Origin of the sequence: Burkholderia sp. Ed8 (assembly GCF_040761425.1) — a bacterium.
GTDB classification, from domain to species: domain Bacteria; phylum Pseudomonadota; class Gammaproteobacteria; order Burkholderiales; family Burkholderiaceae; genus Burkholderia; species Burkholderia seminalis.
In genome coordinates this window covers 2,978,607-3,001,427 of the sequence record NZ_CP142886.1, presented here as the reverse complement: position 1 = coordinate 3,001,427, position 22,821 = coordinate 2,978,607, and the positions used below count along the sequence as shown (strand labels likewise).

Annotated in this window: 27 protein-coding genes and 1 tRNA gene; 11 read left to right on the top strand and 17 right to left on the bottom strand. The window is 66.0% G+C overall.

The features are described from left to right. Positions 1–4 precede the first annotated feature (4 nt). Positions 5–340: a hypothetical protein gene (locus VXM69_RS27750; RefSeq protein WP_006476078.1), complete on the top strand. Its 336-nt coding sequence runs from the start codon at positions 5–7 to the stop codon at positions 338–340. A gap of 29 nt (positions 341–369) precedes the next feature. Then, positions 370–1,074 (top strand): DUF2939 domain-containing protein, encoded by a 705-nt coding sequence (locus VXM69_RS27745; RefSeq protein ID WP_367189557.1) that lies wholly within the window; start codon positions 370–372, stop codon positions 1,072–1,074. A gap of 83 nt (positions 1,075–1,157) precedes the next feature. Here VXM69_RS27745 and VXM69_RS27740 read toward each other — a convergent pair whose 3' ends face one another. Further along, complete coding sequence (locus VXM69_RS27740) at positions 1,158–1,655, bottom strand: universal stress protein (protein ID WP_034186961.1); 498 nt, start codon at positions 1,653–1,655, stop codon at positions 1,158–1,160. 332 nt (positions 1,656–1,987) lie between these two features. Here VXM69_RS27740 and nodI point away from each other — a divergent pair, with 332 nt between their 5' ends. Together nodI and VXM69_RS27730 are read left to right on the top strand one after the other, a co-directional pair. Beyond that, the gene (gene nodI, locus VXM69_RS27735; RefSeq protein WP_034186962.1) at positions 1,988–2,902 is read left to right on the top strand and encodes a nodulation factor ABC transporter ATP-binding protein NodI; all 915 of its coding nucleotides are present in this window, start codon (positions 1,988–1,990) and stop codon (positions 2,900–2,902) included. A gap of 12 nt (positions 2,903–2,914) precedes the next feature. Beyond that, on the top strand, positions 2,915–3,748 hold the full coding sequence (locus tag VXM69_RS27730; protein WP_034186963.1) for an ABC transporter permease: 834 nt from the start codon (positions 2,915–2,917) through the stop codon (positions 3,746–3,748). Between the two features lie 37 nt (positions 3,749–3,785). On the opposite strand, the gene VXM69_RS27725 is transcribed toward VXM69_RS27730, so the two are convergent. From VXM69_RS27725 to VXM69_RS27710, 4 genes are all read right to left on the bottom strand, one after another. After that, positions 3,786–4,208, bottom strand: coding sequence for a hypothetical protein (locus VXM69_RS27725; protein ID WP_034186964.1), 423 nt, complete (start codon positions 4,206–4,208; stop codon positions 3,786–3,788). 96 nt (positions 4,209–4,304) lie between these two features. Further along, positions 4,305–5,363, bottom strand: coding sequence for a permease (locus tag VXM69_RS27720; protein WP_034186965.1), 1,059 nt, complete (start codon positions 5,361–5,363; stop codon positions 4,305–4,307). Then, positions 5,360–6,487, bottom strand: a complete 1,128-nt coding sequence (gene mnmH, locus VXM69_RS27715) for a tRNA 2-selenouridine(34) synthase MnmH (RefSeq protein WP_034186966.1) — start codon at positions 6,485–6,487, stop codon at positions 5,360–5,362. The genes VXM69_RS27720 and mnmH overlap by 4 nt, the downstream gene beginning before the upstream one ends. Positions 6,488–6,556: 69 nt before the next feature. After that, on the bottom strand, positions 6,557–7,504 hold the full coding sequence (locus VXM69_RS27710) for a LysR substrate-binding domain-containing protein (RefSeq protein ID WP_059557776.1): 948 nt from the start codon (positions 7,502–7,504) through the stop codon (positions 6,557–6,559). Positions 7,505–7,669: 165 nt separating this feature from the next. Between VXM69_RS27710 and VXM69_RS27705 the strand changes: the two genes are divergently transcribed. Continuing rightward, positions 7,670–9,091, top strand: coding sequence for a M20 family metallopeptidase (locus VXM69_RS27705; RefSeq protein WP_034186967.1), 1,422 nt, complete (start codon positions 7,670–7,672; stop codon positions 9,089–9,091). A 35-nt stretch (positions 9,092–9,126) separates the two neighbouring features. Beyond that, on the top strand, positions 9,127–10,413 hold the full coding sequence (locus VXM69_RS27700; protein WP_034186968.1) for an MFS transporter: 1,287 nt from the start codon (positions 9,127–9,129) through the stop codon (positions 10,411–10,413). A 77-nt stretch (positions 10,414–10,490) separates the two neighbouring features. On the opposite strand, the gene VXM69_RS27695 is transcribed toward VXM69_RS27700, so the two are convergent. Both VXM69_RS27695 and VXM69_RS27690 read right to left on the bottom strand, forming a co-directional pair. After that, positions 10,491–11,543 (bottom strand): NADP(H)-dependent aldo-keto reductase, encoded by a 1,053-nt coding sequence (locus VXM69_RS27695; RefSeq protein ID WP_059557780.1) that lies wholly within the window; start codon positions 11,541–11,543, stop codon positions 10,491–10,493. 146 nt (positions 11,544–11,689) lie between these two features. Continuing rightward, entirely contained in the window at positions 11,690–12,127 is a 438-nt protein-coding gene (locus VXM69_RS27690; protein WP_034186970.1) for a PaaI family thioesterase, read from the bottom strand. 176 nt (positions 12,128–12,303) lie between these two features. Here VXM69_RS27690 and VXM69_RS27685 point away from each other — a divergent pair, with 176 nt between their 5' ends. Together VXM69_RS27685 and VXM69_RS27680 are read left to right on the top strand one after the other, a co-directional pair. Continuing rightward, positions 12,304–12,792 (top strand): winged helix-turn-helix transcriptional regulator, encoded by a 489-nt coding sequence (locus VXM69_RS27685; RefSeq protein ID WP_367189556.1) that lies wholly within the window; start codon positions 12,304–12,306, stop codon positions 12,790–12,792. 139 nt (positions 12,793–12,931) lie between these two features. Then, the gene (locus tag VXM69_RS27680) at positions 12,932–13,555 is read left to right on the top strand and encodes a phospholipase D family protein (RefSeq protein WP_034186972.1); all 624 of its coding nucleotides are present in this window, start codon (positions 12,932–12,934) and stop codon (positions 13,553–13,555) included. A 150-nt stretch (positions 13,556–13,705) separates the two neighbouring features. Here the strand turns inward: VXM69_RS27680 and VXM69_RS27675 are convergent, their stop codons facing one another. Further along, the gene (locus VXM69_RS27675) at positions 13,706–13,921 is read right to left on the bottom strand and encodes a hypothetical protein (RefSeq protein WP_034186973.1); all 216 of its coding nucleotides are present in this window, start codon (positions 13,919–13,921) and stop codon (positions 13,706–13,708) included. Positions 13,922–14,184: 263 nt separating this feature from the next. Between VXM69_RS27675 and VXM69_RS27670 the strand changes: the two genes are divergently transcribed. Then, positions 14,185–15,156, top strand: a complete 972-nt coding sequence (locus tag VXM69_RS27670) for a sensor domain-containing diguanylate cyclase (protein ID WP_343726783.1) — start codon at positions 14,185–14,187, stop codon at positions 15,154–15,156. A gap of 65 nt (positions 15,157–15,221) precedes the next feature. Here VXM69_RS27670 and VXM69_RS27665 read toward each other — a convergent pair whose 3' ends face one another. The 4 genes from VXM69_RS27665 to VXM69_RS27650 form a co-directional block, all read right to left on the bottom strand. After that, positions 15,222–15,695, bottom strand: coding sequence for a VOC family protein (locus VXM69_RS27665; RefSeq protein ID WP_049036174.1), 474 nt, complete (start codon positions 15,693–15,695; stop codon positions 15,222–15,224). Positions 15,696–15,873: 178 nt separating this feature from the next. Beyond that, a complete protein-coding gene (locus tag VXM69_RS27660; protein WP_034187034.1) occupies positions 15,874–16,413 on the bottom strand; it encodes a hypothetical protein in 540 nt (179 codons plus the stop codon). A gap of 103 nt (positions 16,414–16,516) precedes the next feature. Beyond that, positions 16,517–16,756, bottom strand: a complete 240-nt coding sequence (locus VXM69_RS27655) for a hypothetical protein (RefSeq protein ID WP_124607996.1) — start codon at positions 16,754–16,756, stop codon at positions 16,517–16,519. A gap of 190 nt (positions 16,757–16,946) precedes the next feature. After that, a complete protein-coding gene (locus VXM69_RS27650; protein WP_034187035.1) occupies positions 16,947–17,255 on the bottom strand; it encodes a hypothetical protein in 309 nt (102 codons plus the stop codon). 185 nt (positions 17,256–17,440) lie between these two features. Between VXM69_RS27650 and VXM69_RS27645 the strand changes: the two genes are divergently transcribed. After that, a complete protein-coding gene (locus VXM69_RS27645; RefSeq protein WP_059557786.1) occupies positions 17,441–18,184 on the top strand; it encodes a DUF695 domain-containing protein in 744 nt (247 codons plus the stop codon). Between the two features lie 775 nt (positions 18,185–18,959). On the opposite strand, the gene VXM69_RS27640 is transcribed toward VXM69_RS27645, so the two are convergent. Then, complete coding sequence (locus VXM69_RS27640; RefSeq protein ID WP_034186977.1) at positions 18,960–19,361, bottom strand: hypothetical protein; 402 nt, start codon at positions 19,359–19,361, stop codon at positions 18,960–18,962. A 313-nt stretch (positions 19,362–19,674) separates the two neighbouring features. Here VXM69_RS27640 and VXM69_RS27635 point away from each other — a divergent pair, with 313 nt between their 5' ends. Continuing rightward, on the top strand, positions 19,675–20,139 hold the full coding sequence (locus VXM69_RS27635) for a hypothetical protein (RefSeq protein ID WP_175026925.1): 465 nt from the start codon (positions 19,675–19,677) through the stop codon (positions 20,137–20,139). Between the two features lie 42 nt (positions 20,140–20,181). Here the strand turns inward: VXM69_RS27635 and VXM69_RS27630 are convergent, their stop codons facing one another. From VXM69_RS27630 to VXM69_RS27615, 4 genes are all read right to left on the bottom strand, one after another. Next, positions 20,182–20,697 (bottom strand): GNAT family N-acetyltransferase, encoded by a 516-nt coding sequence (locus VXM69_RS27630; protein WP_059557790.1) that lies wholly within the window; start codon positions 20,695–20,697, stop codon positions 20,182–20,184. Positions 20,698–21,301: 604 nt separating this feature from the next. Beyond that, positions 21,302–21,377: transfer RNA gene (locus VXM69_RS27625), tRNA-His, on the bottom strand. A 54-nt stretch (positions 21,378–21,431) separates the two neighbouring features. Beyond that, positions 21,432–22,418, bottom strand: coding sequence for a tRNA dihydrouridine(20/20a) synthase DusA (gene dusA, locus VXM69_RS27620; protein ID WP_367189555.1), 987 nt, complete (start codon positions 22,416–22,418; stop codon positions 21,432–21,434). Positions 22,419–22,546: 128 nt separating this feature from the next. Continuing rightward, positions 22,547–22,795, bottom strand: coding sequence for a hypothetical protein (locus VXM69_RS27615; RefSeq protein WP_034186983.1), 249 nt, complete (start codon positions 22,793–22,795; stop codon positions 22,547–22,549). Positions 22,796–22,821: the final 26 nt, after the last annotated feature.

Below are 22,821 nucleotides of genomic sequence, written 5' to 3'. Positions count from 1 at the left end.
CATCATGGAACGCCTTGCCCGTCTGCTGCCTTTCCGTCAATTCGGCCGCCTGCGTCATCTGCGCGGCCGCACGCCCTGCGCACCGCTGTCCGCGGCCGCGCCCGTGCAAGAAGAAGTCGCAGTCGAACGGCAGGCGTCCCTGCTGCCGTCGGCGCTCCCCGCGTTCGCGCGGGTATCGCTGAACGCCGGCCTGAATCATGCGGAACCCGCGCGCCGGGCGCCGGTGCGCGTCTATCACGGCCGTTCGCGGCTGATCATGGTCGGCACGATCGACGCCGTATGCCGGATGATCGACCGCTGCATCGCGGAGGAACGATCGGCTACGCCGGGTGGTCTCTGATTGCGGAACATCCCCGCACCGGAGGCAACGTGACTGGATCGTCGGGCCGCGCATGGCGGCTCAAGCCCCTGCTGATCGTCGTGCTGGCCGTCGCCGTCGTGGCGGCGGTCGGCTACGCGTACGCGTCGCCGTACGTCGCGCTCGGTCGCCTGAAATCGGCGATCGACGCGCGCGACGCGCAGGCCATCAGCGAATACGTCGATTTTCCGTCGCTGCGCATCAGCCTGAAGCAGCAGGTGACTGAAGAGTTGATGCGCCGGATCGACGCGGTGAAGAAGAACAATCCGTTCGCGGTGATCGGCGCGCTGATCGGGTCCGCACTGATCGGCCCGCTGGTCGATGCGTACGCGACGCCGGAGGGCGTGGCCGCGCTGATGAGCGGATTGCCGCCGCGCGGCAATCCGGGCGAGCGTCCGCCCGAATGGTCGAATCAGCCGCAAGTCGATGCGTCAGCCGACACGCCCGCCCGTCCGGCGCCGGCGAGCGCCGCCGGCCCCGTCAGCAACGCGGCCGCAACAGCTGCGTCATCACCCGCATCCACGTCTGCCGCGCCGGCCAGCGCGGGCGATGCAACGCATCCGCCGCATCAGCAGCAAACCAGCGCGGGATACCGGAATATCGATGAATTCGTCGTCACGTACCAGCGCACCGCCGACGGCACGCGCTATGCGGCGATATTCCACCGCTTCGGCCTGTTCTCGTGGAAATTGTCCGCGATCGACCTGCACGCGTAGCAGGCTGCGCGGTACCCGCACCGCTGATGCAGCGGCGCCCGACCGGCTCGCAGCGCCGGTCGGGCCGTCATCGCATCATTCGATCATTTGCCGTTCGCGATGGCCGCTTCACGCTCGCGCGCGATTTCTTCCTTCTGCTCCTGCGCGGACGAACACGCCACCAGGATGCTGCAGTTCACGCGATCGAGCAGCTGCGTATTGCCCGACCCCATCCACCATCTCGACAGCCCGCTGCGGCACCGGTGGCCGACGACGACGAGATCGACCTTCAGTTCCGTCGCGAGATTCGCGATTTCGTCGATCGGATAACCGAATGCGAAATGGCCTTCGGCCTGCACGCCGCGCTCACGCAGCCAGTTCACGCCTTCCTGCAGGATTTCCCGCGCGGTTTCCTCGAACCGGCCGCACGCGACGTCCGTCAGCAGACCTGCGCTTTGCGCAATGCTCGAACGCATGTCGACAACCGACAGCAAGTGCGTCTCCGCCTTCAGGTCCATTGCGAGATTGGCACCGCAGCGCAGTGCCTTGCGCCCTTCGAGCGTGCCGTCGTAACACAGCAAAATCTTGTTGTAACTGGCCATGAAACCTCCCTATCGCGACAACGAGCCTACGCATTCATCATGGTGCGCCGCAATTCAGGATGCAAGGGATGGAAAACGCTGATTCGCCCCGCTCGGCGCGTGCGCGATGATGCAGTGCACGATCGGTGCCCGCATGCATCGCACCGTGCAGGCATGCCCTGAAGAGACGCAGCCGATGCACTAGAATGGCCCGTTCGTACTCCAGCGGGCCATCGCCACGCCGGCGTCGCGCGCTTCGGTCATGCCCGTGTGACACGCATTCGCGCGATCCGTTCGCTTGCCGGCCACGCATCGGATAGCCACGCGCGCCCGCTTACAACGACAACATGCCCATGTCCGTCGCACCGATCGATTTCCGCAACGTCGAAAAACGCTATGGCGACAAGCTCGTCGTCAACGGCCTGTCCTTCAACGTGCAGGCCGGCGAATGCTACGGCCTGCTCGGCCCGAACGGCGCCGGCAAGACCACCACGCTGAAGATGCTGCTCGGTCTCGCGCATCCCGATGCCGGCACCATTTCCCTGTGCGGCGAACCGGTTCCGTCGCGTGCGCGGCATGCACGCCAGCGCGTCGGTGTCGTCCCGCAGTTCGACAATCTCGACCCCGACTTCACCGTCCGCGAGAATCTGCTCGTGTTCAGCCGCTATTTCGGGATATCGGCGCAAGCCGCGCGCGCACTCGTGCCGCCACTGCTCGAATTCGCGAAGCTCGAGAGCAAGGCCGAGGCGAAGGTCGGTGAACTGTCGGGCGGCATGCGGCGTCGCCTCACGCTCGCCCGCGCGCTCGTCAACGATCCCGACGTGCTGGTGCTCGACGAACCGACGACGGGCCTCGATCCGCAAGCGCGGCACCTGATGTGGGAGCGCTTGCGCTCGCTGCTCGCGCGCGGCAAGACGATCCTGATCACCACGCACTTCATGGAAGAAGCCGAACGCCTGTGCGACCGGCTATGCGTGATCGAGGAAGGCCGCAAGATCGCCGAGGGCGCGCCGCACGCGCTGATCGAATCGGAGATCGGCTGCGACGTGATCGAGATCTACGGGCCGGATCCGGCCGCGCTGCGCGACGAGTTGTCGGCATTCGCGAAGCGCACCGAGATCAGCGGCGAGACGCTGTTCTGCTATGTGAGCGACGCGGAGCCGCTCAGCGCGAGACTCAAGGGTCGCACGGGGTTGCGCTATCTGCACCGCCCGGCCAATCTGGAAGATGTATTCCTGCGGCTCACGGGCCGCGAAATGCAGGACTAGGACTGATCGATCATGGACGTGCGCAACTATTCCGCCGCCACACCGTCCGCGCCTTCGCGCGAATCACGCTTCGCGATCGCGATGCCCGCGAACGCCACCAACTGGATTGCCGTCTGGCGTCGCAACTATCTCGTCTGGCGCAAGCTCGCGCTCGCATCGATGTTCGGCAATCTTGCCGATCCGATGATCTATCTGTTCGGGCTGGGTTTCGGGCTCGGCCTGATGCTCGGCCACGTCGACGGGGTGTCGTATATCGCGTTCCTCGCGGCCGGCACGGTCGGGTCGAGCGTGATGATGTCCGCGAGCTTCGAGTCGATGTATTCGGGTTTCTCGCGGATGCACGTGCAGCGTACCTGGGAAGCGATCATGCATACGCCGCTCGCGCTCGGCGACATCGTGCTCGGCGAGATCGTCTGGGGGGCCAGCAAGGCGATGCTGTCGGGGGTCGCGATCATGCTGGTCGCGGGTGCGCTCGGCTATGCGCGATTTCCGTCGATGCTCGCGGCGCTGCCCGTGATCGCGCTCGCGGGCCTCGCGTTTGCCAGCGTCGCGATGATCGTGACGGCGCTTGCGCCGTCCTACGATTTCTTCATGTTTTATCAGACGCTCGTGCTGACGCCGATGCTGCTGCTGTCGGGCGTGTTCTTCCCGATCACGCAGTTGCCGCCGGTCGCCCAGCACGCGGCGCAGGCGCTGCCGCTCGCGAACGCGGTCGAACTGATCCGGCCCGCGATGCTCGGCCGCCCGGCAACCGACATCGCGTTGCACGTCGCGGTGCTCGCCGGTTACGCGGTCGGCGGATTCGTGCTGTCCGCGTGGCTGTTCCGGCGGCGGATGATGCGCTGACGGCCGGCGCACCAGGCGCCGGTCTGATGCGACGACGTTACTCGTCGTCGTCGCTCCACGGGATCTCGACGTCGGTCAGGAACGCGACGGTCGCGAGCGGGCCGCCTTCCTGGCGACCGAGCTTGCCGTCCGCGCGATGCCATTCGACGCGGAACTGCGTACCCGGATCGTCGGCCACCAGATAGACCGAGCGCAGCTCTTCCTTGTCGGCCTCCTCCACCGGGCCGTCGAACGACACCAGCATCTTCTGCGGCCACACGCCGTTGACGGGATCGTAAATGCGGTCGCCCTGCGGAATGTCGATGCTGGCCTCGACGCCGATCGTTGCGGAGGCCTCGATGATCATCGTGCCGAGTGCGTTCAACACGGCAGTCGCCCGCGCGGAATTGGCCTGGCGGATCGCGAGATCGCCGCGCGTCAGCGCCTTTTCGAGTCGAGGATGAATCTTCGGTTGGGTCATGCGTTTTCCTGTTTGCTTCTTGTAAAGGGCACCGCGCGCGTGAAGCGGCGGCGCCGGATGAATATGAATACGGCTATCGCACCGGGCCTGCGCGCGTCAGAACCCGAGCGCGAGCGCGAGCAAGCCGCTCACGATCCCGAATACGACAACGAGCGTCGCGACGATCGCCAGCATGTACGGCTTGAACGAGCGCGCGAGCATCGCGAGCGACGGCACGCTGATCGGCGGCAGCGTCATCAGCAGCGCGGCGGCCGGGCCGACCCCCATGCCGAGCGACAGCATCGCCTGGATGATCGGCACCTCGCCGGCCGTCGGGATCACGAACAGCATGCCCGCGACCGCGAATGCGACGATCCAGCCGAGATGATTGCCGATGTCCGGGCCGATATGCGGGAACAGCCATGCGCGCGCGGCGCCAAGCAGCAGCACGAGCACGATGTATTCGGGCACGAGTCGCACGGCCATGCGCGCGAGCAGCTTCACCCAGCGGACGAACGGATTGCCGGCCGCGGCCTGCTCGGCCGCCAGCGCGGCGAGCTGCGCATCGTCGATGCTGCGGTCTTCAGGCCGCGCGATGCGGTTCAGCAGATAGCCGATCCCGAACACCATCGCGATACCGAGCACGAGGCGCAGCGCGCTCCAGTGCCAGCCGAGCACGAAACCCATGAACACCAGCGCGGCCGGGTTCAGCACCGTGTTGCCGAGCCAGAACGCGACCGCGCCGCCCGGCGACGCATGGCGTGCGCGCAGCCCCGCGACGACCGGCGCCGCGCAGCACGTGCACATCATCCCGGGCAGCGACAGCAGGCCGCCCGCGGCAACGCTGCCGAATCCGGTCCGGCCCAGCACGCGCGCGACCCAGTGCGCGGGCAGCAGCGCCTGCACGGCCGAGCCGAGCAGCAGGCCGAGCACCATCGCCTGCCAGATCGCCTTGCCGTACGCCCAGGCGTAGTCGAGCGCGGCCTTCAACGACGGCTCGGGGGCGCTCGCCGACGTGCCCATCAGGATCGACTGGCCGATCGAATGGTGCTCGGCGGCGACGAACGCCTTGTTGTAGTACGGAAACCATTTCACATAGAACAGCCCCGCGACCGCGATCAGCAGGAAGGTCATCCAGCCGAGCGCCGGATTGGGTTGGGTGCGTGTGGTCGTCATCGTGTAGTCGTCGATTGGTCTTTGTCGGTTTTGGATTGCGTGCCTGCGGCAAGCGCGGCCGATGCGGGCAACCCGGCTCGCGCGAGTTCTGCCAGCAGCGTGCGCGCCTGATCGCGCACGTCGGCGGCGTTGGGCCGGAACGTGAACGTCAGCGCCCGGTTCGGCTTGTTGTAGACCGCGCGGTAGGTTCGTGCGTAGGCGGGATCGTAATGCCTGTCGATCAGTTCGGTGAACAGTTCGGCGCGCGCGTTCGCATCGATCAACGCCTTCCAGTGCGTCACCTGTTCACGGCTATGCAGGCCGATCAGCCGATGAAGTTGCGCCTTGAACGCGTCCGGTTCGTCGAACAGGTGCGCGTAATCGTCGAGAAGGAACGCGATCCGTTCGTCGTGCGCCGCCTCGACATGTACCCACGGGCCGGCATGAAACGCTTCGATCAGCGCGATCGGCAACTGCACGAGCCCGATCCTGCGGCTTTCCGATTCGACGAACACCGGCCATTCGGGGTCGAAACGTGCAAGCGTTTCGACGAGCCCCGAATCGAACCCCTTCTGCGCGGGCTGCGGCTTGCCCGGCAGCGCGCCGAGCAGCGAGCCGCGATGGCACGCGAGCGCCTCGAGATCGAGCGTCTGTGCGCCTACGTCGCGCAATGCGTTCAGCAGGCGCGTCTTGCCGCAGCCGGTATGGCCGACGAGCGCGATGTAGCGAAAGCGCGTCGGCAGCGAATCGAGCGTCGCGCACACCGACTGGCGGTACGACTTGTACCCGCCGTCGAGCTGGCGCGCCTTCCAGCCGATCAGGTTGAACCAGGTCGTCATCGAACCCGAGCGCTTGCCGCCGCGCCAGCAGTAGATCAGCGGCCGCCAGTTGCGCGGCCGGTCGGCGAACGTCGTGTCGAGATGGCGCGCGATGTTGCGCGCGACCATCGCCGCCCCGACGCGCGTCGCCTCGTACGGCGATACCTGGCGGTACATCGTGCCGACGAGCACGCGCTCCTCGTTGCTGAGCACGGGCGCGTTCAGCGCGCCGGGGATATGATCCTCGGCGAACTCGAGCGGCGTGCGCACGTCGATGATCTCGTCGAACTCGCCGGCGCGATCGAGGGTGACAATCAGGTTCTTCAATTTGGCGTCGAACAGGGGCGATGCGGCTCGAAGAGCCGCATGGGCACGGAAGGCGGATTGACGATTATCTCACGGCCGGCGTCTCGGGCCGCGCACGGCCGTCGGCGGCGTCGATGCAACCCGCATCGCGTCGATCAGGTGGTCGCGGAACGCACGTACCGACGCGGGCAGATCGCGCCCCGCCATCGTCTGCACCTGGATGCTGCGCTCGCGCAGCTGCGGGTTCGTCACGGGCACGACGACGAAACCGTCCGCATCGAAACGGTCGCGTACCGACAGCAGCCCCGTGAACATCACCGCCCCCGTGCGCCGCGCGTAGCCGTACATCGCCGCCGTGTTGTTGCTCGTCAGTTCGGGCTCGAGCAGCAGCCCGTCGAGCGCACACGCAATGTCGATCAGCTGACGCACCGTCGTGCCGGCCTCGGGCAGCACATGCGCGTGCCGCGCGACATCGGCGAGCGACACCGCGTCGCGCGTCGCGAGCGGATGATCGTGCCGCACCAGCGCGAAGATCGGCGCGCGCTCGGTATGCTCGACGCGCACGCCCTTCTCCGGTGCAAGACTGAACGTCAGCGCGATGTCCGCATCGCCGTCGCGCACGCGCCGCGTCGCTTCCGCCGGCGACACAACCCACATGGTGAAATCGACACCCGGGTGGCGCGCCTTGAAGCTTGCGAGCGCGCCGGGCAGAAAATCGATCGCGAACCCTTCGGAACACGCGATCTTCAGCAGGCTGCCGTGCAGCGCGTCGAGGCCGCCGATGTCCTTCATCACGTGCTCGGCTTCCAGCAGGCTGCGCTGCGCGAACGCCAGCAGCCGCTCGCCGGCCTCCGACAGCGCCATCCCGCGCGGCCGCCGCTCGAAGAGCGGCGCGCCGAGCTCGCTCTCGAGCTTCGCGATCTGCCGGCTGATCGCCGACACGGCCACGTGCAGCCGCGCGGACGCGTCGCTGATTGAGCCGGTGCGCGCCACTTCGACGAAATACCGCAACGCCAGGCCATGCAGGAAAGCCGCCATCGTTCTGTCTCCGCGCCGCATCCGGCCGCGCCGCTTTGCCTTTTCGGCAAAGAAAGGTTCGAAATTCGATCATTGTGACAAAAAAAACGGCTTCCTAGAATCGATCGCACTTCACGTTGCATGCGCGGTCCGCGCGTGTAGCGCCCCCGTCAGAGGAGATACGACTTGAGCCGTACCGCCGCCATCCAGCACGCGCTGAACCAGTTCGAATCCGGCGCGTTCTTCACGACCCTGAGCCGCCGCGTCGGCCTGCGCACCGAAAGCCAGGACAGCGGCAACGACGCCGCGCTGCGCGCGTACCTGACCGACGAGATCGCACCCGAGGCCGCCCGCCTCGGCTTCACCTCGCGGATCGTCGACAACCCCGTCGCTGGCGGCGGCCCGTTCCTGCTCGCGTCGCGCCATGAAGACGATGCACTGCCGACCGTGCTGATCTACGGCCACGGCGACGTCGTGCGCGGCTACGACGCGCAGTGGCGCGCGCCGCTGTCGCCGTGGACGCTGACGGCCGACGGCGACCGCTGGTATGGCCGCGGCAGCGCCGACAACAAGGGCCAGCACACCATCAACCTCGCCGCGCTCGCAAGCGTGCTCGACGCACGCGGCGGCCGGCTCGGCTTCAACGCGAAACTGCTGATCGAAATGGGCGAGGAAACGGGGTCGCCGGGGCTCGACGCGCTGTGCCGCCAGGCGCGCGACGCGCTCGCGGCCGACGTGCTGATCGCGTCCGACGGCCCGCGCATCGCCGCCGCGCGCCCGACCGTGTTCCTCGGCTCGCGCGGCTCGGTCAACTTCAAGCTGAGCCTGCGCGCCCGCGACGGCGCACACCATTCCGGCAACTGGGGCGGGTTGTTGCGCAATCCGGCGATCGTGCTCGCGCATGCGCTTGCGAGCCTCGTCGACGCGCGCGGCGCGATTCGCGTCGAGGGACTTCGCCCGCCGCCGATCCCGGCCGCCGTGCGCGACGCGCTCGCCGACCTTTCCGTCGGCGGCGGCCCGGGCGACCCGGCCCTCGATGCCGACTGGGGCGAGCCCGGCCTCACCGCGGCCGAGCGCGTGTTCGGCTGGAACACGTTCGAGATCCTCGCATTCAAGGCCGGCAATCCCGAGCATCCCGTCAACGCGATCCCGCCCGTCGCGTACGCGCACTGCCAGTTGCGTTTCGTCGTCGGCACCGACTGGGAAGCGCTGCATGCGCACCTGCGCGCGCACCTCGACGCACACGGGTTCACCGACATCGAAATCGACGTCGAACGCGGCGCGCCGGCCACGCGTGTGCCGCCGGACGATCCGTGGGTCCGCTGGGCCGTCGCGTCGCTGGCGCGCACCACCGGCAAGAAGCCCGCGATCCTGCCGAATCTCGGCGGCACGCTGCCGAACGAGGTGTTCGCCGACACGCTCGGGCTGCCGACGCTATGGGTGCCGCACTCGTACCCGGCGTGCTCGCAGCACGCACCCGACGAGCACCTGCTCGCGAGCGTCGTCAGCGAGGGGCTGCAGATGATGGCCGGCCTCTTCTGGGATCTCGGCGACGACGCGCCGCCCGTTCGCCGCGCGGCATCCGCCGCGGCCGGCGCCGCCCTGTAACGCGCTTTGCTCCTTTCTCGGGACCTGCCCATACGATGAACACGACCACCCTGACCTCGCAGGACGCCGCCCGCCCCAGCGCGGCGAAGATCCGGCGCATCATCTTCGCGGCGTCGATCGGGAACGCGCTCGAATGGTTCGACCTGATCGTCTACGGCTTCTTCGCGGTGACGATCGCCAAGCTGTTCTTCCCCGCGACGAGCGAAGCGACGTCGCTGATGCTGACGCTCGGCACGTTCGGGCTGTCCTACCTGATCCGGCCGATCGGCGGTTTCGTGCTCGGTGCCTATGCGGACCGCGCGGGCCGCAAGGCATCGCTGCTGCTGTCGATCGCGATGATGATGGCCGGCACGTTGCTGATCGCGCTGATGCCGACCTACGCGTCGATCGGCATTCTCGCGCCGCTCGGGATCATGCTGTCGCGGTTGATGCAGGGCTTTTCCGCCGGCGGCGAATTCGCGAGCTCGACCGCGTTCCTCGTCGAACACGCGCCGCAGCGGCGCGGCTTCATGTCGAGCTGGCAGTTCGCGAGCCAGGGCCTCGCGACGCTGCTCGCGTCGGGCTTCGGCGCATTGCTGACGGCCACGCTGACACCCGCGCAGCTCGAAAGCTGGGGCTGGCGCGTGCCGTTCCTGTTCGGGCTCGCGATCGGCCCGGTCGGGCTGTATATCCGCCGTTATGTCGACGAAGGCGTCGAGTTCAAGACGCAGGCGCGCTCCGAAGCGCCGGTGCGCGAGCTGTTCGCGGAGCAGAAGGTGCGGGTGCTGCTGTCGATCGGCGCGCTCGTGATCTCGACCGCGATCAACTACATGATCCTGTACATGCCGACTTACGCGATCAAGCAGCTCGGGCTGCCTGCGTCGACCGGATTCGCGGCAACGCTCGCGACCGGCTTCGTGCTGACGCTCGTCACGCCGGTCGTCGGCCATCTGTCAGACAGCACCGGGCGCATCCGCATGATGGCGGCCGCAGCACTGCTGATGCTCGTCACCGTGTGGCCGACGTTCGCGTGGCTGACACATCACGCGTCGTTCGCGACGATGCTCGCCGCACTGGTCTGGATCGGCGTGCTGAAGGCGATGTACTGCGGCGCGCTGCCGGCGCTGATGGCCGAACTGTTCCCGTCGCAGACGCGCGCAACGGGGCTCGCGGTCAGCTACAACACGGGCGTCACGTTGTTCGGCGGCTTTGCGCCGTTCATGATCACCTGGCTGATCAGCGCGACCGGCAACCGGCTGTCGCCCGCGCTCTATCTGATGGGCTGCGCGGTGCTAAGCCTCGCCGCGCTGTTCGTCGCGCGCACGCGGCTCAAGATGCGATAACCCGGGCAGCGGCAGCGCATCGCTGCGCCGCCGGCGCGGCCCGTCGCGGCATCGCTGCCGCCCGGGCCGCGCGTCGTTTACGGCGCCGGGTTCGGCTGCCGTTCGTGCAGCGCGTCGATCTCGGCAAGGATCTCGTCGGACAGTTTCACGTCGATGCTGCCGATGTTCTCCTTCAACTGCTCGAGCGACGTCGCGCCGACCAGGTTGCTGCGCACGAACGGCCGGCTGTTGACGAACGCGAGCGCGAGCTGCGCGGGCGACAGCCCGTGGCGCTGCGCGAGCGCGACGTAACGCGACGTCGCCTCGACGGCCTGCGGCTTGCTGTAGCGCTGGAAGCGCTCGAACAGCGTGATGCGCGCACCGGCCGGACGCGCGCCGTTCTCGTACTTGCCGGACAGCCAGCCGAACGCGAGCGGCGAGTACGCGAGCAGGCCCACGCCGTCGCGATGCGTGAATTCCGACAGCCCGTTCTCGAACGTGCGGTTCAGCAGGCTGTACGGATTCTGGATGCTCGCGATACGCGGCAGCCCGAGTTTCTCGGCCGCGCGCAGGAACTGCGCGACGCCCCACGGCGTTTCGTTCGACACGCCGATCGCGCGCACCTTGCCGGCCTTCACGAATTCCGCGAGCACACCGAGCGTTTCCTCGATCGGCACCGTGTAGGCGTCGTCGACCCACGGATACGCGGGACGGCCGAACGTCGTCGTGCTGCGATCGGGCCAGTGCAGTTGATAGAGGTCGACATAGTCGGTCTGCAGCCGCTTGAGACTGCCGTCGAGCGCTTCGGTCAGGTTCTTGCGATCGAACTGGTTGCCCTCGCCGCGGATATGGCGCGGGTTGTGCGGCTGCCGCGCGGGGCCCGCGATCTTCGTCGCGAGCACGATGCGCTCGCGCTGCGCACGATGCTGAGCGAGCCAGGTGCCGATGTACTGCTCGGTGCGGCCTTGCGTGTCGGGCTTCGGCGGCACCGGATACATCTCCGCGGCATCGATCAGCGTCACGCCCTGCGCGATCGCGTAGTCGATCTGCTCGTGCGCGTCGCGCTCCGAGTTCTGTTCGCCCCACGTCATCGTGCCGAGCCCGATCAGGCTGACCTCGATGCCCGAATCGCCGAGTGTGCGGTATTCCATGCTGTTCCTGTCGCGTCGGTGGAAAGCAGAAACGCTATCACATTGAAGCGACCGCTTCAGATGTGCGCCGCGCACGCTTACAAGCCGCCTTCGACGCCGCCCGGCGCGTCCCCCGCGGGCCCGGACGGCAGCGTTGCGGCCCGCCGTTACTGCGGCCGCTGGATAAAGCAGGTCGCCGACGCATGCGCGACGATCTTGTCGTCCGGCGTCTTCAGCGTCCCCTCGGCGACGCCCAGCGAACGCGACAGGTGAATCACGCGCCCTTCCGCGACCAGATCGACGTCGCGCGGCACCGGCCGCAGCATCTTCACGTGCAGGTCGACCGTGCCGTAGCCGACGCCCGCGTCGAGCATCGAATGCACCGCGCACCCCGTGACCGAATCGAGCACCGTCGCGGCGAACCCGCCATGCACGCCGCCGAGCGGATTCAGGTGACGGCCGTCCGCCCGCGCGGAAAACTTCACGTAACCGAGTTCGACGTCGAGCGGGCGCATCGGAATCGTCTCGGAAATCGACGCGAGCGGCGCATCGCCCGAGACGGCTGCGCGCAGCAGATCGAGACCTGACAGGGAAAGCGGATTCATCGGGTTGTCTCCGGGTTGAAAGCGCGTCGCCGCGCGAGTAAGTTCTAAATTGGAACTCATTATTGACAACGATGCCGGCCGTTGTCAACGCAGCCGCGCCTGTGACAACCGAAGGCGGGTTCTATAATCGAACCCGCTATTTCGCTGAACCGCAGCAAGACGCAAGAGACTCGACGATGAAATGGGATGACATCGGCACGCTGAACTGTTCGGTCGCGCGCGCGCTCGCCGTGCTCGGCGATCGCTGGACCATGCTGATCCTGCGCAACGCGTTCCTCGGCTGCCGCCGCTTCGATGCGTTCCAGACCCAGCTTGGCCTCACGCGCCACGTGCTGGCCGAACGGCTCGCGCGGCTCGTCGACGAAGGCGTGCTGGTCAAGCGTGTGTATCAGGAGCGGCCGCCGCGCTTCGAATACCGGTTGACGGACAAGGGCCGCGACCTCTACCCGGCGCTGCTGGCGCTGACGGCATGGGGCGATCGCTGGAAGGACGACGGCCAGGGGCCGCCGGTGCAATTGCGCCACCGTACCTGCGGCCAGCTGATGCATGCGGTCACTGTTTGCTCGGCCTGCGGCGAACCACTCGATGCGCGCGACGTGCAACCCGAGCCCGGCCCCGGGTGGATCGCTGCGCGCGAAACCGGCACGCCGACAGTCGAGGATTGACGCGCGACGCAACTTCACTGCATCGGCTCTGCACGAATGAACATCGCGCGCGACATCGCGTCGCGATACGCGCGTGACCGCGCCACTCCGTCTGCGTTACACTCACGGCCCGCTGTCTCGAAATCATTCGCTGTCCAAGATGTTGTCGCGCAATCGCCTCGCCGCTGCCTGTCTCGCCGCCTCCCTGCTCGCCACACCCTTCGCCGCCTTCGGCAAGACGCAAAGTGAATCGCTGCTCCAGCAGGCGATCGACCTCGTGTCGCGATGGCTGCCGACGCCTACGCATGAAGCGCCCGCGACGCAGGTGGTCGAATCGGCGTTCTCGCCCGACGGCGGCGCCGAGGCACTCGTGCTGAAAGCGATCGGCGCCGCGCGCAGTTCGATCCGCGTGGCCGCGTATTCGTTCACGTCGCCGCCCGTCACGCGCGCACTGCTCGACGCGAAGCGACGCGGCGTCAATGTCGCGGTGGTCGTCGACGACAAGGGCAACCGTGCCAAGAGCAGCAAGCAGGCACTGAACCTGCTCGTCAACGCCGGCATCCCGACCCGCACGATCGACACCTATGCGATCCACCACGACAAGTACCTCGTGATCGACGCCGAGCACGTCGAAACGGGTTCGTTCAACTACAGCGCGTCGGCGGCCAGCCGCAATTCGGAAAACGTCGTCGTGGTCTGGAACAATCCGCAACTCGCGTCGCGCTACCTCACGCACTGGCAAAGCCGCTTCGACCAGGGCGCGCCGTACCGCTCCAGCTACTGACGCACGCCACGGGCTGGGCGCCGCTTCCCGATACCCCGCGCTCGCACCGCCGTGATGCAGATGATCGGCGAGCGTGACGCGACGCTCAATTCGGCCGAATGGCCAGTCGCCGCTTCACGCCTCGAACGACATGCGCGCCGGACGGCGCAGTCAATGGATTTCAGCGATCCGTCCTGTCGCGGCACCGGCCTGCGTGGTCGGGACACAGCGGTTCGCGTGCCCGTCCACGCTGCTTGCCGGCGTCGTCGACACAGCAGGCAGCGCATTGCGCACGCAATCCGTGCTGAACGCCAGGGTGTTCTGAACCATCGGGTAAAGAAGATACAGCGCAAATGCGAGATAACCCGCGTACAGAATTCGAACCATGGGGCGGTGGGCTGCGAAGAACGATTGGACTCGCCCTATTTACGGCATTGCACCGCGCACCTTGAGACGTCGCGCAGCCGATTCTGCATCGTGATGCAACGCAGACGCATGCCACCCGCTTCTCACTGCATCTGCGTCGGTCGGGACAGCGTCGGGAATGCCCGTCACCGAGGGGCGGGTTGGCGACGCGCCGAATAATGCGCGATACTGTCCAACATACGATCCTGTGACCGGCCTTGCAGCCGGGACAAGCGACCAGGCCCATGCAAATCGCACCGAAACCGGCCAACGAGGCGGCTCGACTCGACGCGCTGCATTCGCTGTCGATCCTCGACACGCCGCCCGAAGAGCGATTCGACCGCTTGACGCGTCTCGCGCGCCGGCTGTTCGACGTACCGATCGCGCTCGTCAGCCTCGTCGATGAGAATCGTCAGTGGTTCAAGAGCCACGCGGGCCTCGACGCCACGCAGACATCGCGCGACGTATCGTTCTGCGCGCACGCGCTGCTCGCGGGCGACACGATGGTCATCCAGGACGCGCGGAACGACGGCCGCTTCCACGACAACCCGCTCGTCACCGGCACACCGGGCATCCGCTTCTACGCCGGCCGGCCGCTCGCGGCACCGAACGGCGCCCCCATCGGCACGCTCTGCCTGATCGACACGCGGCCGCGTTCGCTCGAACCCGAAGAACTCGCCCTGCTCGGCGATCTCGCCCACATGACGGAACGCGAAATCGCTGCGCTGCATTTCGCGACCACCGACGAACTCACGCAACTGACGAACCGGCGCGGCTTCGAGATCCTCGCCCGTCATGTGCTGAGCCTGTGCGACCGCCTCGGCCGTCACGCGGTGCTGCTGTTCTTCGACCTGAACGGTTTCAAGGCGATCAACGATCGCTTTGGCCATGCCGAAGGCGATCGTGCGCTCAAGACGTTCGCCGACACGTTGACCGGTGCGCTGCGCGACAGCGACGTGATCGCACGGCTCGGCGGCGACGAGTTCGTCGTGCTGCTGAGCGCCACCGATCCGGCCGACGTCGTCGAGCCGGTCGAACGCGTGACGCAGGCGCTCGCCTTGCGCAATGCGGCCGACGCACGCGGCTACGCGATCCGGTTCAGCGTCGGCCACGTCGCGTACGATCCCGCCCGCCATCCGGGCGTGGCCGACCTGCTCGCATCGGCCGATCAACTGATGTACGAGGACAAGCAGCGCGGCAAGATGACCGGCGCGTAACCGCGGCAAGCCGGCCGCGGGTACTTGCCGCCGCCCCGCCGTTCAGCCGCAGGGGCGCCGCTGCGTCAGCTCCCGCAGGGCGGCGCGCTGGCCATGGCCTCCGCGATCTGCTCAGGCGTCAGGTCGCGCTGATGCGTCGCGAGTGACCAGCGATGGCCGAACGGATCCTCGACCTGGCCGTAACGATCGCCCCAGAACATGTCGGCGGCCGGCATCGTGACCGTCGCACCGGCTGCGACCGCCTTCGCGATCGCCGCATCGGTGTCCGGTACGTACAGATGCAGGCAGACCGACGTGCCTTTCAGCGCCTTCGGCCCGAGCGCGCCGTGTTCGGGCATTTCATCCACCAGCATCAGCGTCGAATCGCCAATCGCGAGGCACGCGTGCGCGAGCCGGCCGTCAGGCATTGCCAGGCGAAACTGTTCGACTGCATTGAATGCGCGCTTGTAGAAGTCGATGGCGGCTGTCGCGCCGGCACAGATCAGGTGCGGCGTCAGCGTGCGCATCCCTTCCGGGATCGGTTTGACGGACGTGGACATGGGTGTCGCTCCTTCAGTCGGTTGTCGTATCGAAAATCGGGACGGACGCTCGATGCGCACGCCTCCGATGCTACGACGGACGACCACGGCGGAATTCGACACGACGCCCCGCCTATTTTTTGTTTTTTCGCATCGCGGGTCGCGCGAGCGCCCGAATCGGGCGCCGTCACCCCCGCCGTCACCCCATTCGGTCGGCCCGCTCATCAGGCGCGCCGAACTGACGGCGGCATGCCTCCAGCAATCCGGCCACCGCGTCGAGTGGAAGATCGACAAACCGGGCAATCGGCAGCATCACGCCACCCGGCACCCTGGTGCGCGACGAATGCGGCGAGAACTGGTAGCCGATGTAGCGATTTCCGGCCACGCTGATGATCCGAAATTCGGTGACGTCGCGCCATGGCGTGACGGGTTTTTCACGCGCGGCCCCGATCAGCCTGAAGCCTGTCTCGTCGATATGCAGCGCCATCTTGCGCCGCGACGCGAAGAAGAAGGCCGCGCTGGCCAGCGCCAGCATCGCGGCCAGCGCCGCCACGGGCCAGAGTGCCGGATCGGCCGCATAACCGCACAGGCTCGCCACGGCCAGCACCGCACACACCACCGCCCTTCTCTTCAGGCTCCTGCCATCGACCGCCAGCGTCATCGGCAACTGGCCGATGACCGTCCCCTCGGCGGGATCGACATGCAGGCCGGAATCGTCTGTTACGTGTTCGTCGTTCATTACTCGCTGGCTCGCGTCGACGGCAACCGGCCCATCGACGCGGGTGCCCAATCAGGATTCCAGTCTTGCTTACACGGCATGCGCCCCGCGCCGACGGCGCCGGTCAATTGCACACCTTGACGGTACCGTTGGTCGTGCACTGACCGACGGCCCAGTGACTCTGCCCTGCCAGATGAGGTGCCATGCCCATGCCGCGAATCGGCTCGGCCGGCGACGCTGCCGGCACGGCTGCCGATGCGGTCTCGGGCGACGGCGGCGGAAGCGGCGCTTCGGGCGCGGCCTGGCAGGCTGCGAGCGCCAGACAAAGTGCGGATCCCAACGGAGCGATAACAGGCCTGGACATGATCTCGTACGCGTTTGCGCGATTCGATTCGGATACCGGCTCGCCGAACCTCGCGCGCCCCTCCTGACCGTTCGGCGCAACCCGCATGCAGTATGGCGACGATTCGATACTACGCCTCGCGATCAGTGTCGTGCTAGCGGCCGTTCGGCCGGGTTCCGCAGTCGACGCCGCAGCGCGCGCGCCGGTCCGCTCAGATTTGCGGAAGATCGCGCAACGTGCGCGACTCGCTCGTTGCATCGATGTCGAGCTCGATGCCTTCCGACGCATCCCGATACAGCACGCGTTTCAGCCTGGGCCCGATCGCGGTGGCGTCCGATGCCGAAAAGATCGCGCGGACATCGCTGCCGGACGCAAGCGCGCGTGCCACGTCCGCCACCGGCGCCTCGCTCGGCGTCGCCGCCCACGACCGGTCGGCCGGATTCACGGCCGCCCAGCGCACGTGCGTCACGCGCGCGCTGAGCGGATCGATTCGGACACCATTCACCGCAAACATCGACATCGGAATCTCCTTCGGATTTTTCTCGCGGCCCGCCACACGCCTGCGGAAAGCCGCAGTCGGCCGCGGCTATCGCCGACGTTCGCGCGCGGCACGCGATCATGCGCGCGTCACTGCCCACGCGATTTTCGATGATACATTGGGACGCTTTGCAACCGTCAACAGACAATCGTGTACGGGAGAAACACATGACCGACGCCTGGGGAACCTTCCCTGCCAGAATGGGCGACCATCAGGCTTTCATCAGCTTCAACCACAGCTTCGCGGAAATCGCCGAAGGCGATCCGCGCACGTCGCTGCTCACCGTGCGCGTTCCGTTCGCGCATCCGACGCCCGAAGGCCTGCCGGCCGGCGACGAATTCGCCGACCTGGCAAAGATCGAGGATCTGCTGGACACGGCGATCACCGCGAAAGGCGGCGTGCAGGTCGGCCGCATCACCGTCGACGGCAACCGGGATTTCCTGTTCTACGTGCCGTTCGACGAAGAGGCTGCGGCCGAGATCGTCGACGCGCTGGCCGAACAGACGACCTACGCACTTCAGTACGCGCACCAGGACGATCCGGACAAGGCATCGTACTGGCAGACGCTATACCCGACCGACGACGACTGGCAGATGATGCGCGACATGCGCGTACTGGATGCGCTGCGGCAGAAAGGCGACGCCAGCGACGTGAGCCGGCGTGTGATGCACTGGGCGTACTTCCCGGACCCGAGCGACGCGCACCAGTTCGCGGACTGGGCCGAAGGGAAAGGCTATCCGGTCGAGTCGGTCGCGCCGACCGAGGACGGCAAGTCGGCCGTACGGTTTTCGCACGAAGGCACGATGGCGCTGGCCGACATCACGCGTCACACGATCGCGATCAATCGCGAGGTGCGTTCACTCGGCGGGGAATACGACGGATGGGAAACCAGCGTCGAACAGGCTGGCTGAGCGGATTGGCATGTCCGTCGCGCACGACGTGACGCGACGCGTCCGGCGCAAAAAACATCCCGGCAGCGTTGTGACACGCCGCCGGGATCAAGGCATCGCCGGCCGAAACCGGCGATGGGCCTGAGGGTTCGCTCAGGCACGAGGAAAACGATGCGTGCGGATCAGGCGAACGGTTGCCGAGGCGCGCCGTGGGTGCCATCGCGCAGCCTGCCGAACGCCTGTCCGGTTCCGCCGACGCGGTCTTCCGGCGTCGGACGGGCAAAAAGCCCCCGCTCCTGCGCGAGCGAGCGGGGAAATAGTTGACCGGGCCGGGGAAGAACGGTCAACCGGCCAAATTGTGATCGCGGGTCACAAGACGGTCTGTGCGGCAACTCACCCTTTGATGACATGCGGCAACGGGCGACAGCCTCATGAGCCGGGCGCGAAATTCCCGGTCGATTGCCGGGCGATACTCGGGTATGTCGACGATTCAGGAAATTTCTGCCTTCATTGAACGGCATGGCCATGCGGCCCACCAGGTCGGCAGCGATTTTGATCAATGTCAGCCGTTACCGGCGTTTTTCTTTTCATGTCTGGTCTTCTATTTTTTTAGTTCACGCGGACGTCCTCGGAATCGGGCCAGTTTCCGGTAAATCACGCGCATTGTCAAAGCAGGTTTATTCTATTTTTCACGCGACGTGATTCCGGCTGCATTTTCTCGCGCCTGATTTTATGAATTGGCGTTTTTCGAACGCAATAGCATAAATCACATCGGAAACGCGGCAACCCGGTTTCATCATCCAGGCGCGCTGCTGGAAAACCAGTCGGCAACCATGTCGATCCAGTCCGGATCGCTGACGATTTCAACGACGGTTTCGCCGACGATTTCGGCAGCCGATGCGTCCGTCGCCACGCCGCCCCCGGAAACCGCCGCACCGGCCTTCGCGATCTCGGTGGATGCGCCGGACCGCGGGTCGGCAAGCCGTTCCAGCCAGTCGACGATATTGGCGCGCGCATCTTCTTCGTCGGCGAAGTCGTTGCGCGCGAGAAAGCGATCGAACACGATCCAAGCGAGCGTCTTGCCACGTGAGTCGGATTCGAGTCGCCAGTCGACGACGGCTGTCCGGCCGGACGCCCTGATTTCGAGCGTCGCGGTGAAGCAGTAATCGAGATACTCGATCTCAAGTTTCGACGACATGATTTGCGCCCGTCACTCCGCCCTCTCCAGTCTCATGACGAACCACGCGTGCCGCATTGCGCGCCACTGCGTGAATCTTGCATGACTGTTACAACGTATGTCCTTCCGACTGGCAGTATCACGATAGTCTCGCCCCCTGTCGATATCGACTGCCGATGCATGACCGCCGCTACTTTGCCACCGGCTTTCCCTGCCCCTGCGCCTATGCGGCGAGTCGTTCCGTTTTTCCATTCCGCGTATCGACCTGCTCCGTTGCCGTGATCGCACTGCTAAACTCGAACCCAAGAACCCGCTCGCACCACCAGAGGAAATAATGACACTCGCCCACGCACAACAAAGCGGCGTGGATGTCTGGATTATCCAGCTCCCCGGGCATGCCCCGTATGCCTATACGCACCTCAAGCGGGTATTCTCGTCCGACGACTCGCGACATCGGGTCGTGATGATCGATCTGAAGAAGTTGCTGGCGTGCGCCGACCGCGACACGACGGACTATGTCCTGCCGTCGGTCCAGTACTGGGCCCCGGGAAAAGCCGCGGGTATCCGCACATTCCTCGCTCCGGATCAGGACAGGATTCCCGACATGCCGTTCATCACGTTTCGCGAGACCAGAGCGCGAACGCTGCTCGGCATTCCCGGCCTGTCGAAAATCGGCGTCGCGTCGTTTCGCAACGGCCAGCATCGGGCGCGCTATCTTGCCCATGCGGGCGCGACGGCGCTGCCCGTCGAGATCCACGAGACCGAGGCTGATTTGCTCGTTCGATATTGCGGCGAGTAACGGCGAAGCGCGTCCGGCTTTCTCACCGATACCGGCAAGCCCTCAGGCGTCGATCGCGTAGATCCGATCGGTGACCTTCGTCGGGCCGATGCGGCTCGTTTCGATACCGGCCAGTTGCCAGCCGTTGTGTTCGTAGAAACCGATCGCTCGCACGTTACCGTCCAGCACCTGCAGGTGGACCTTGCCCGCGCCGATCGACCGCGCCCACGCACGGACGGCTTCGATCATGCGCTTGCCCGTCCCGCAGCCGTGATGCGAAGGATGGACATGCAGGCAGTCGAGCAGCACACCGAGCGCCGGATCGTCAGGACGTTCCGCGCTGACGAAGCCGACGGGCGCGCCGTCCGACTCGGCGATCAGCACCAGGCCCCACTCGTCTTCGTTGCGATCGAGATACTTGCGCCACCGGATCGCGTGCTCTGTCGGCACCTCATCCGACAGGTAGGTGGCCGGAAGGATATGGCTGTATGCGCTCTGCCAGCTCTGCGTATGCAGGCGAGCGATGAGGGACGCGTCGTGCGCAGTCGCGGCGCGAAGCGTGGTCCGAGTGTCCGACATGGGTTGGCGACTCCTTGTAGCGTGTTCTATCGATCGGTATGTGTCGTCGCAAAATATACCGTGCCTTGCGAAATGCCTTTCTCGGTGACGCATCGCGGGGGTATCGCTGCATATGCAAAAAAAATCCCGGCGCCTTCATGGGTCGTCGGGATCGAACGGCCCTGCAAAGCATGAGGGCACGAGGAAGGCGATACATTACACCCATGAAAGACTGTTGCGCTTTGTCGGTTGGCGCCAAGTCCCTGTTCCATTCCGCCAATCCAGTCTTCGATGGAATGCCGTAAACAAAAAAGCCTGCTCGCGCATCACGCGAGCAGGCAAGAAAACGGATCAGCATTCGAGGCACGAGGGCTGTCCAGGAGAGATAACGGCACGGCGCGCGCAAACCTTAGCGGAAAGCAGCAGCGCATGCGAACGCGTGCGGACGTTGTCTGCGCAACGACCGGGAAACGCGAAGTGATTCGAGCGCGGGCCTTCCGAGATATCCCCGATTTGCGCCGCCCGGGCGTCGGACCGATTACCGGTCGCGCTGTGCAATATGCAATACGAACGCCAGAAAGCAAAAAGCCCGGCTCATTGAACCGGGCTTTTTGCTTGAATTTGTTGGGGTGGCTGATGGGACTCGAACCCACGACGACAGGAATCACAATCCTGGACTCTACCAACTGAGCTACAGCCACCACTGATACTGCTTACTTCGCTTCGCTGTTTTGTTTCAGCAGCGAAGAACAAGATTATACGAAGACTTTTGAATCTTGCAAAGCCTTTTTTTCAAAAAATTCTTCGGCTTCGTTCAGATGCGCGCGCGCCTCGTCAAACACGGCCAGATCGCCGCGCGCGAGCTTCTTGTTGTCGGACAGCACGCGGCGCCAGCCACGCGCGCCCGGCATGCCGCGATACAGTCCGAGCGCGTGCCGAACGATCGCGCCGAGATAGGTCCCACGCTTCAGTTCGGCCGCGCAATACTCGATCAGCTGCGCCTCGGCTTCCTCGCGCGTCGGCACCGCTGCGGTCGCCCCGTAGAAGCGCGTATCGACTTCGGCCAGCACAAACGGGTTGTGATACGCCTCGCGACCCAGCATCACGCCGTCGACATGTTCGAGGTGCTGCGCAACCTCGTCGAGCGTCGTGATGCCGCCGTTGATGACGATCTCCAGCGACGGAAAATCACGCTTCAACTGATACGCATAGTGGTACTTGAGCGGCGGGATCTCGCGATTCTCCTTCGGCGACAAACCCTTCAGGATCGCGTTGCGCGCATGCACGACGAACGTTTCGCAACCGGCCTCGGCCACCGTGCCGACGAAGTCCCGCACGAACGCGTAATCTTCGACCGCGTCGACACCGATCCGGTGCTTGACCGTGACCGGCACCGACACCGCGTCGCGCATCGCCTTCACGCCGTCGGCAACGAGCTGCGGCTCGTTCATCAGGCACGCGCCGAACGCGCCGCGCTGCACACGCTCGGACGGACATCCGCAATTCAGGTTGATTTCGTCGTAGCCCCACTGCTCGCCGAGCTTCGCGGCGCGCGCGAGATCGTCACGCTCGCTGCCGCCCAGTTGCAGCGCGATCGGCGATTCGCTCGGCGTGAACGCAAGATGCCGCTGCGCGTCGCCGAACAGCAGCGCGCCCGTCGTGATCATCTCCGTATACAGCCACGTGTTGCGCGTCAGCGTACGGTGGAACGACCGGCAATGACGGTCGGTCCAGTCGAGCATGGGCGCGACGGAAACGCGGCGGGGAGGAAGCGAGGACGAAACGGACATGGAATTCGGGCAACAGGCCAGCCGGCACGGGAACAACCGGTTATTTTACCGCAACCCGGGCCACTCCTGCCGGCGCTCCGCTAGCCGCCCTCGCCCAGCTCCGCATCGACGGCCCGGCGCGCCTCGTCGAGCACGCGCTCGATCACGCGTCGCTCGGTCAGCAGCATCCCGTCGACCTTGACGAGCCGCCAGTCGATCCGCACGGCATCGCCTTGCAGCACGCGGTAGTGCGCATGCTCGCCGTCCCAGACCTGCTCGGTCTTCACCTCGATCTCGAAACCGCGGTACGGCTCGCTGAAATCGCCGAGGTCGCTGCCTTTCGGTTCCATCGCACGCTCCGTTGCGACGCGGCGCC

Excerpts from the sequence above, each read along its gene's own strand:
- nodI (WP_034186962.1), top strand. The coding sequence starts at position 1,988 with ATGTCCGTCGCACCGATCGATTTCCGCAACGTCGAAAAACGCTATGGC.
- VXM69_RS27710 (WP_059557776.1), bottom strand. The coding sequence starts at position 7,504 with ATGGCGGCTTTCCTGCATGGCCTGGCGTTGCGGTATTTCGTCGAAGTG.
- VXM69_RS27685 (WP_367189556.1), top strand. The coding sequence starts at position 12,304 with ATGAAATGGGATGACATCGGCACGCTGAACTGTTCGGTCGCGCGCGCG.
- VXM69_RS27680 (WP_034186972.1), top strand. The coding sequence starts at position 12,932 with ATGTTGTCGCGCAATCGCCTCGCCGCTGCCTGTCTCGCCGCCTCCCTG.
- VXM69_RS27640 (WP_034186977.1), bottom strand. The coding sequence starts at position 19,361 with ATGTCGTCGAAACTTGAGATCGAGTATCTCGATTACTGCTTCACCGCG.
- VXM69_RS27665 (WP_049036174.1), bottom strand. The coding sequence starts at position 15,695 with ATGTCCACGTCCGTCAAACCGATCCCGGAAGGGATGCGCACGCTGACG.
- VXM69_RS27750 (WP_006476078.1), top strand. The coding sequence starts at position 5 with ATGGAACGCCTTGCCCGTCTGCTGCCTTTCCGTCAATTCGGCCGCCTG.
- VXM69_RS27730 (WP_034186963.1), top strand. The coding sequence starts at position 2,915 with ATGGACGTGCGCAACTATTCCGCCGCCACACCGTCCGCGCCTTCGCGC.
- VXM69_RS27740 (WP_034186961.1), bottom strand. The coding sequence starts at position 1,655 with ATGGCCAGTTACAACAAGATTTTGCTGTGTTACGACGGCACGCTCGAA.
- VXM69_RS27670 (WP_343726783.1), top strand. The coding sequence starts at position 14,185 with ATGCAAATCGCACCGAAACCGGCCAACGAGGCGGCTCGACTCGACGCG.
- dusA (WP_367189555.1), bottom strand. The coding sequence starts at position 22,418 with ATGCTCGACTGGACCGACCGTCATTGCCGGTCGTTCCACCGTACGCTG.
- VXM69_RS27655 (WP_124607996.1), bottom strand. The coding sequence starts at position 16,756 with ATGTCCAGGCCTGTTATCGCTCCGTTGGGATCCGCACTTTGTCTGGCG.
- VXM69_RS27725 (WP_034186964.1), bottom strand. The coding sequence starts at position 4,208 with ATGACCCAACCGAAGATTCATCCTCGACTCGAAAAGGCGCTGACGCGC.
- VXM69_RS27720 (WP_034186965.1), bottom strand. The coding sequence starts at position 5,363 with ATGACGACCACACGCACCCAACCCAATCCGGCGCTCGGCTGGATGACC.
- VXM69_RS27630 (WP_059557790.1), bottom strand. The coding sequence starts at position 20,697 with ATGTCGGACACTCGGACCACGCTTCGCGCCGCGACTGCGCACGACGCG.
- VXM69_RS27615 (WP_034186983.1), bottom strand. The coding sequence starts at position 22,795 with ATGGAACCGAAAGGCAGCGACCTCGGCGATTTCAGCGAGCCGTACCGC.
- VXM69_RS27650 (WP_034187035.1), bottom strand. The coding sequence starts at position 17,255 with ATGTCGATGTTTGCGGTGAATGGTGTCCGAATCGATCCGCTCAGCGCG.
- VXM69_RS27690 (WP_034186970.1), bottom strand. The coding sequence starts at position 12,127 with ATGAATCCGCTTTCCCTGTCAGGTCTCGATCTGCTGCGCGCAGCCGTC.
- VXM69_RS27660 (WP_034187034.1), bottom strand. The coding sequence starts at position 16,413 with ATGAACGACGAACACGTAACAGACGATTCCGGCCTGCATGTCGATCCC.
- VXM69_RS27635 (WP_175026925.1), top strand. The coding sequence starts at position 19,675 with ATGACACTCGCCCACGCACAACAAAGCGGCGTGGATGTCTGGATTATC.
- VXM69_RS27695 (WP_059557780.1), bottom strand. The coding sequence starts at position 11,543 with ATGGAATACCGCACACTCGGCGATTCGGGCATCGAGGTCAGCCTGATC.
- VXM69_RS27645 (WP_059557786.1), top strand. The coding sequence starts at position 17,441 with ATGACCGACGCCTGGGGAACCTTCCCTGCCAGAATGGGCGACCATCAG.
- VXM69_RS27675 (WP_034186973.1), bottom strand. The coding sequence starts at position 13,921 with ATGGTTCGAATTCTGTACGCGGGTTATCTCGCATTTGCGCTGTATCTT.
- VXM69_RS27700 (WP_034186968.1), top strand. The coding sequence starts at position 9,127 with ATGAACACGACCACCCTGACCTCGCAGGACGCCGCCCGCCCCAGCGCG.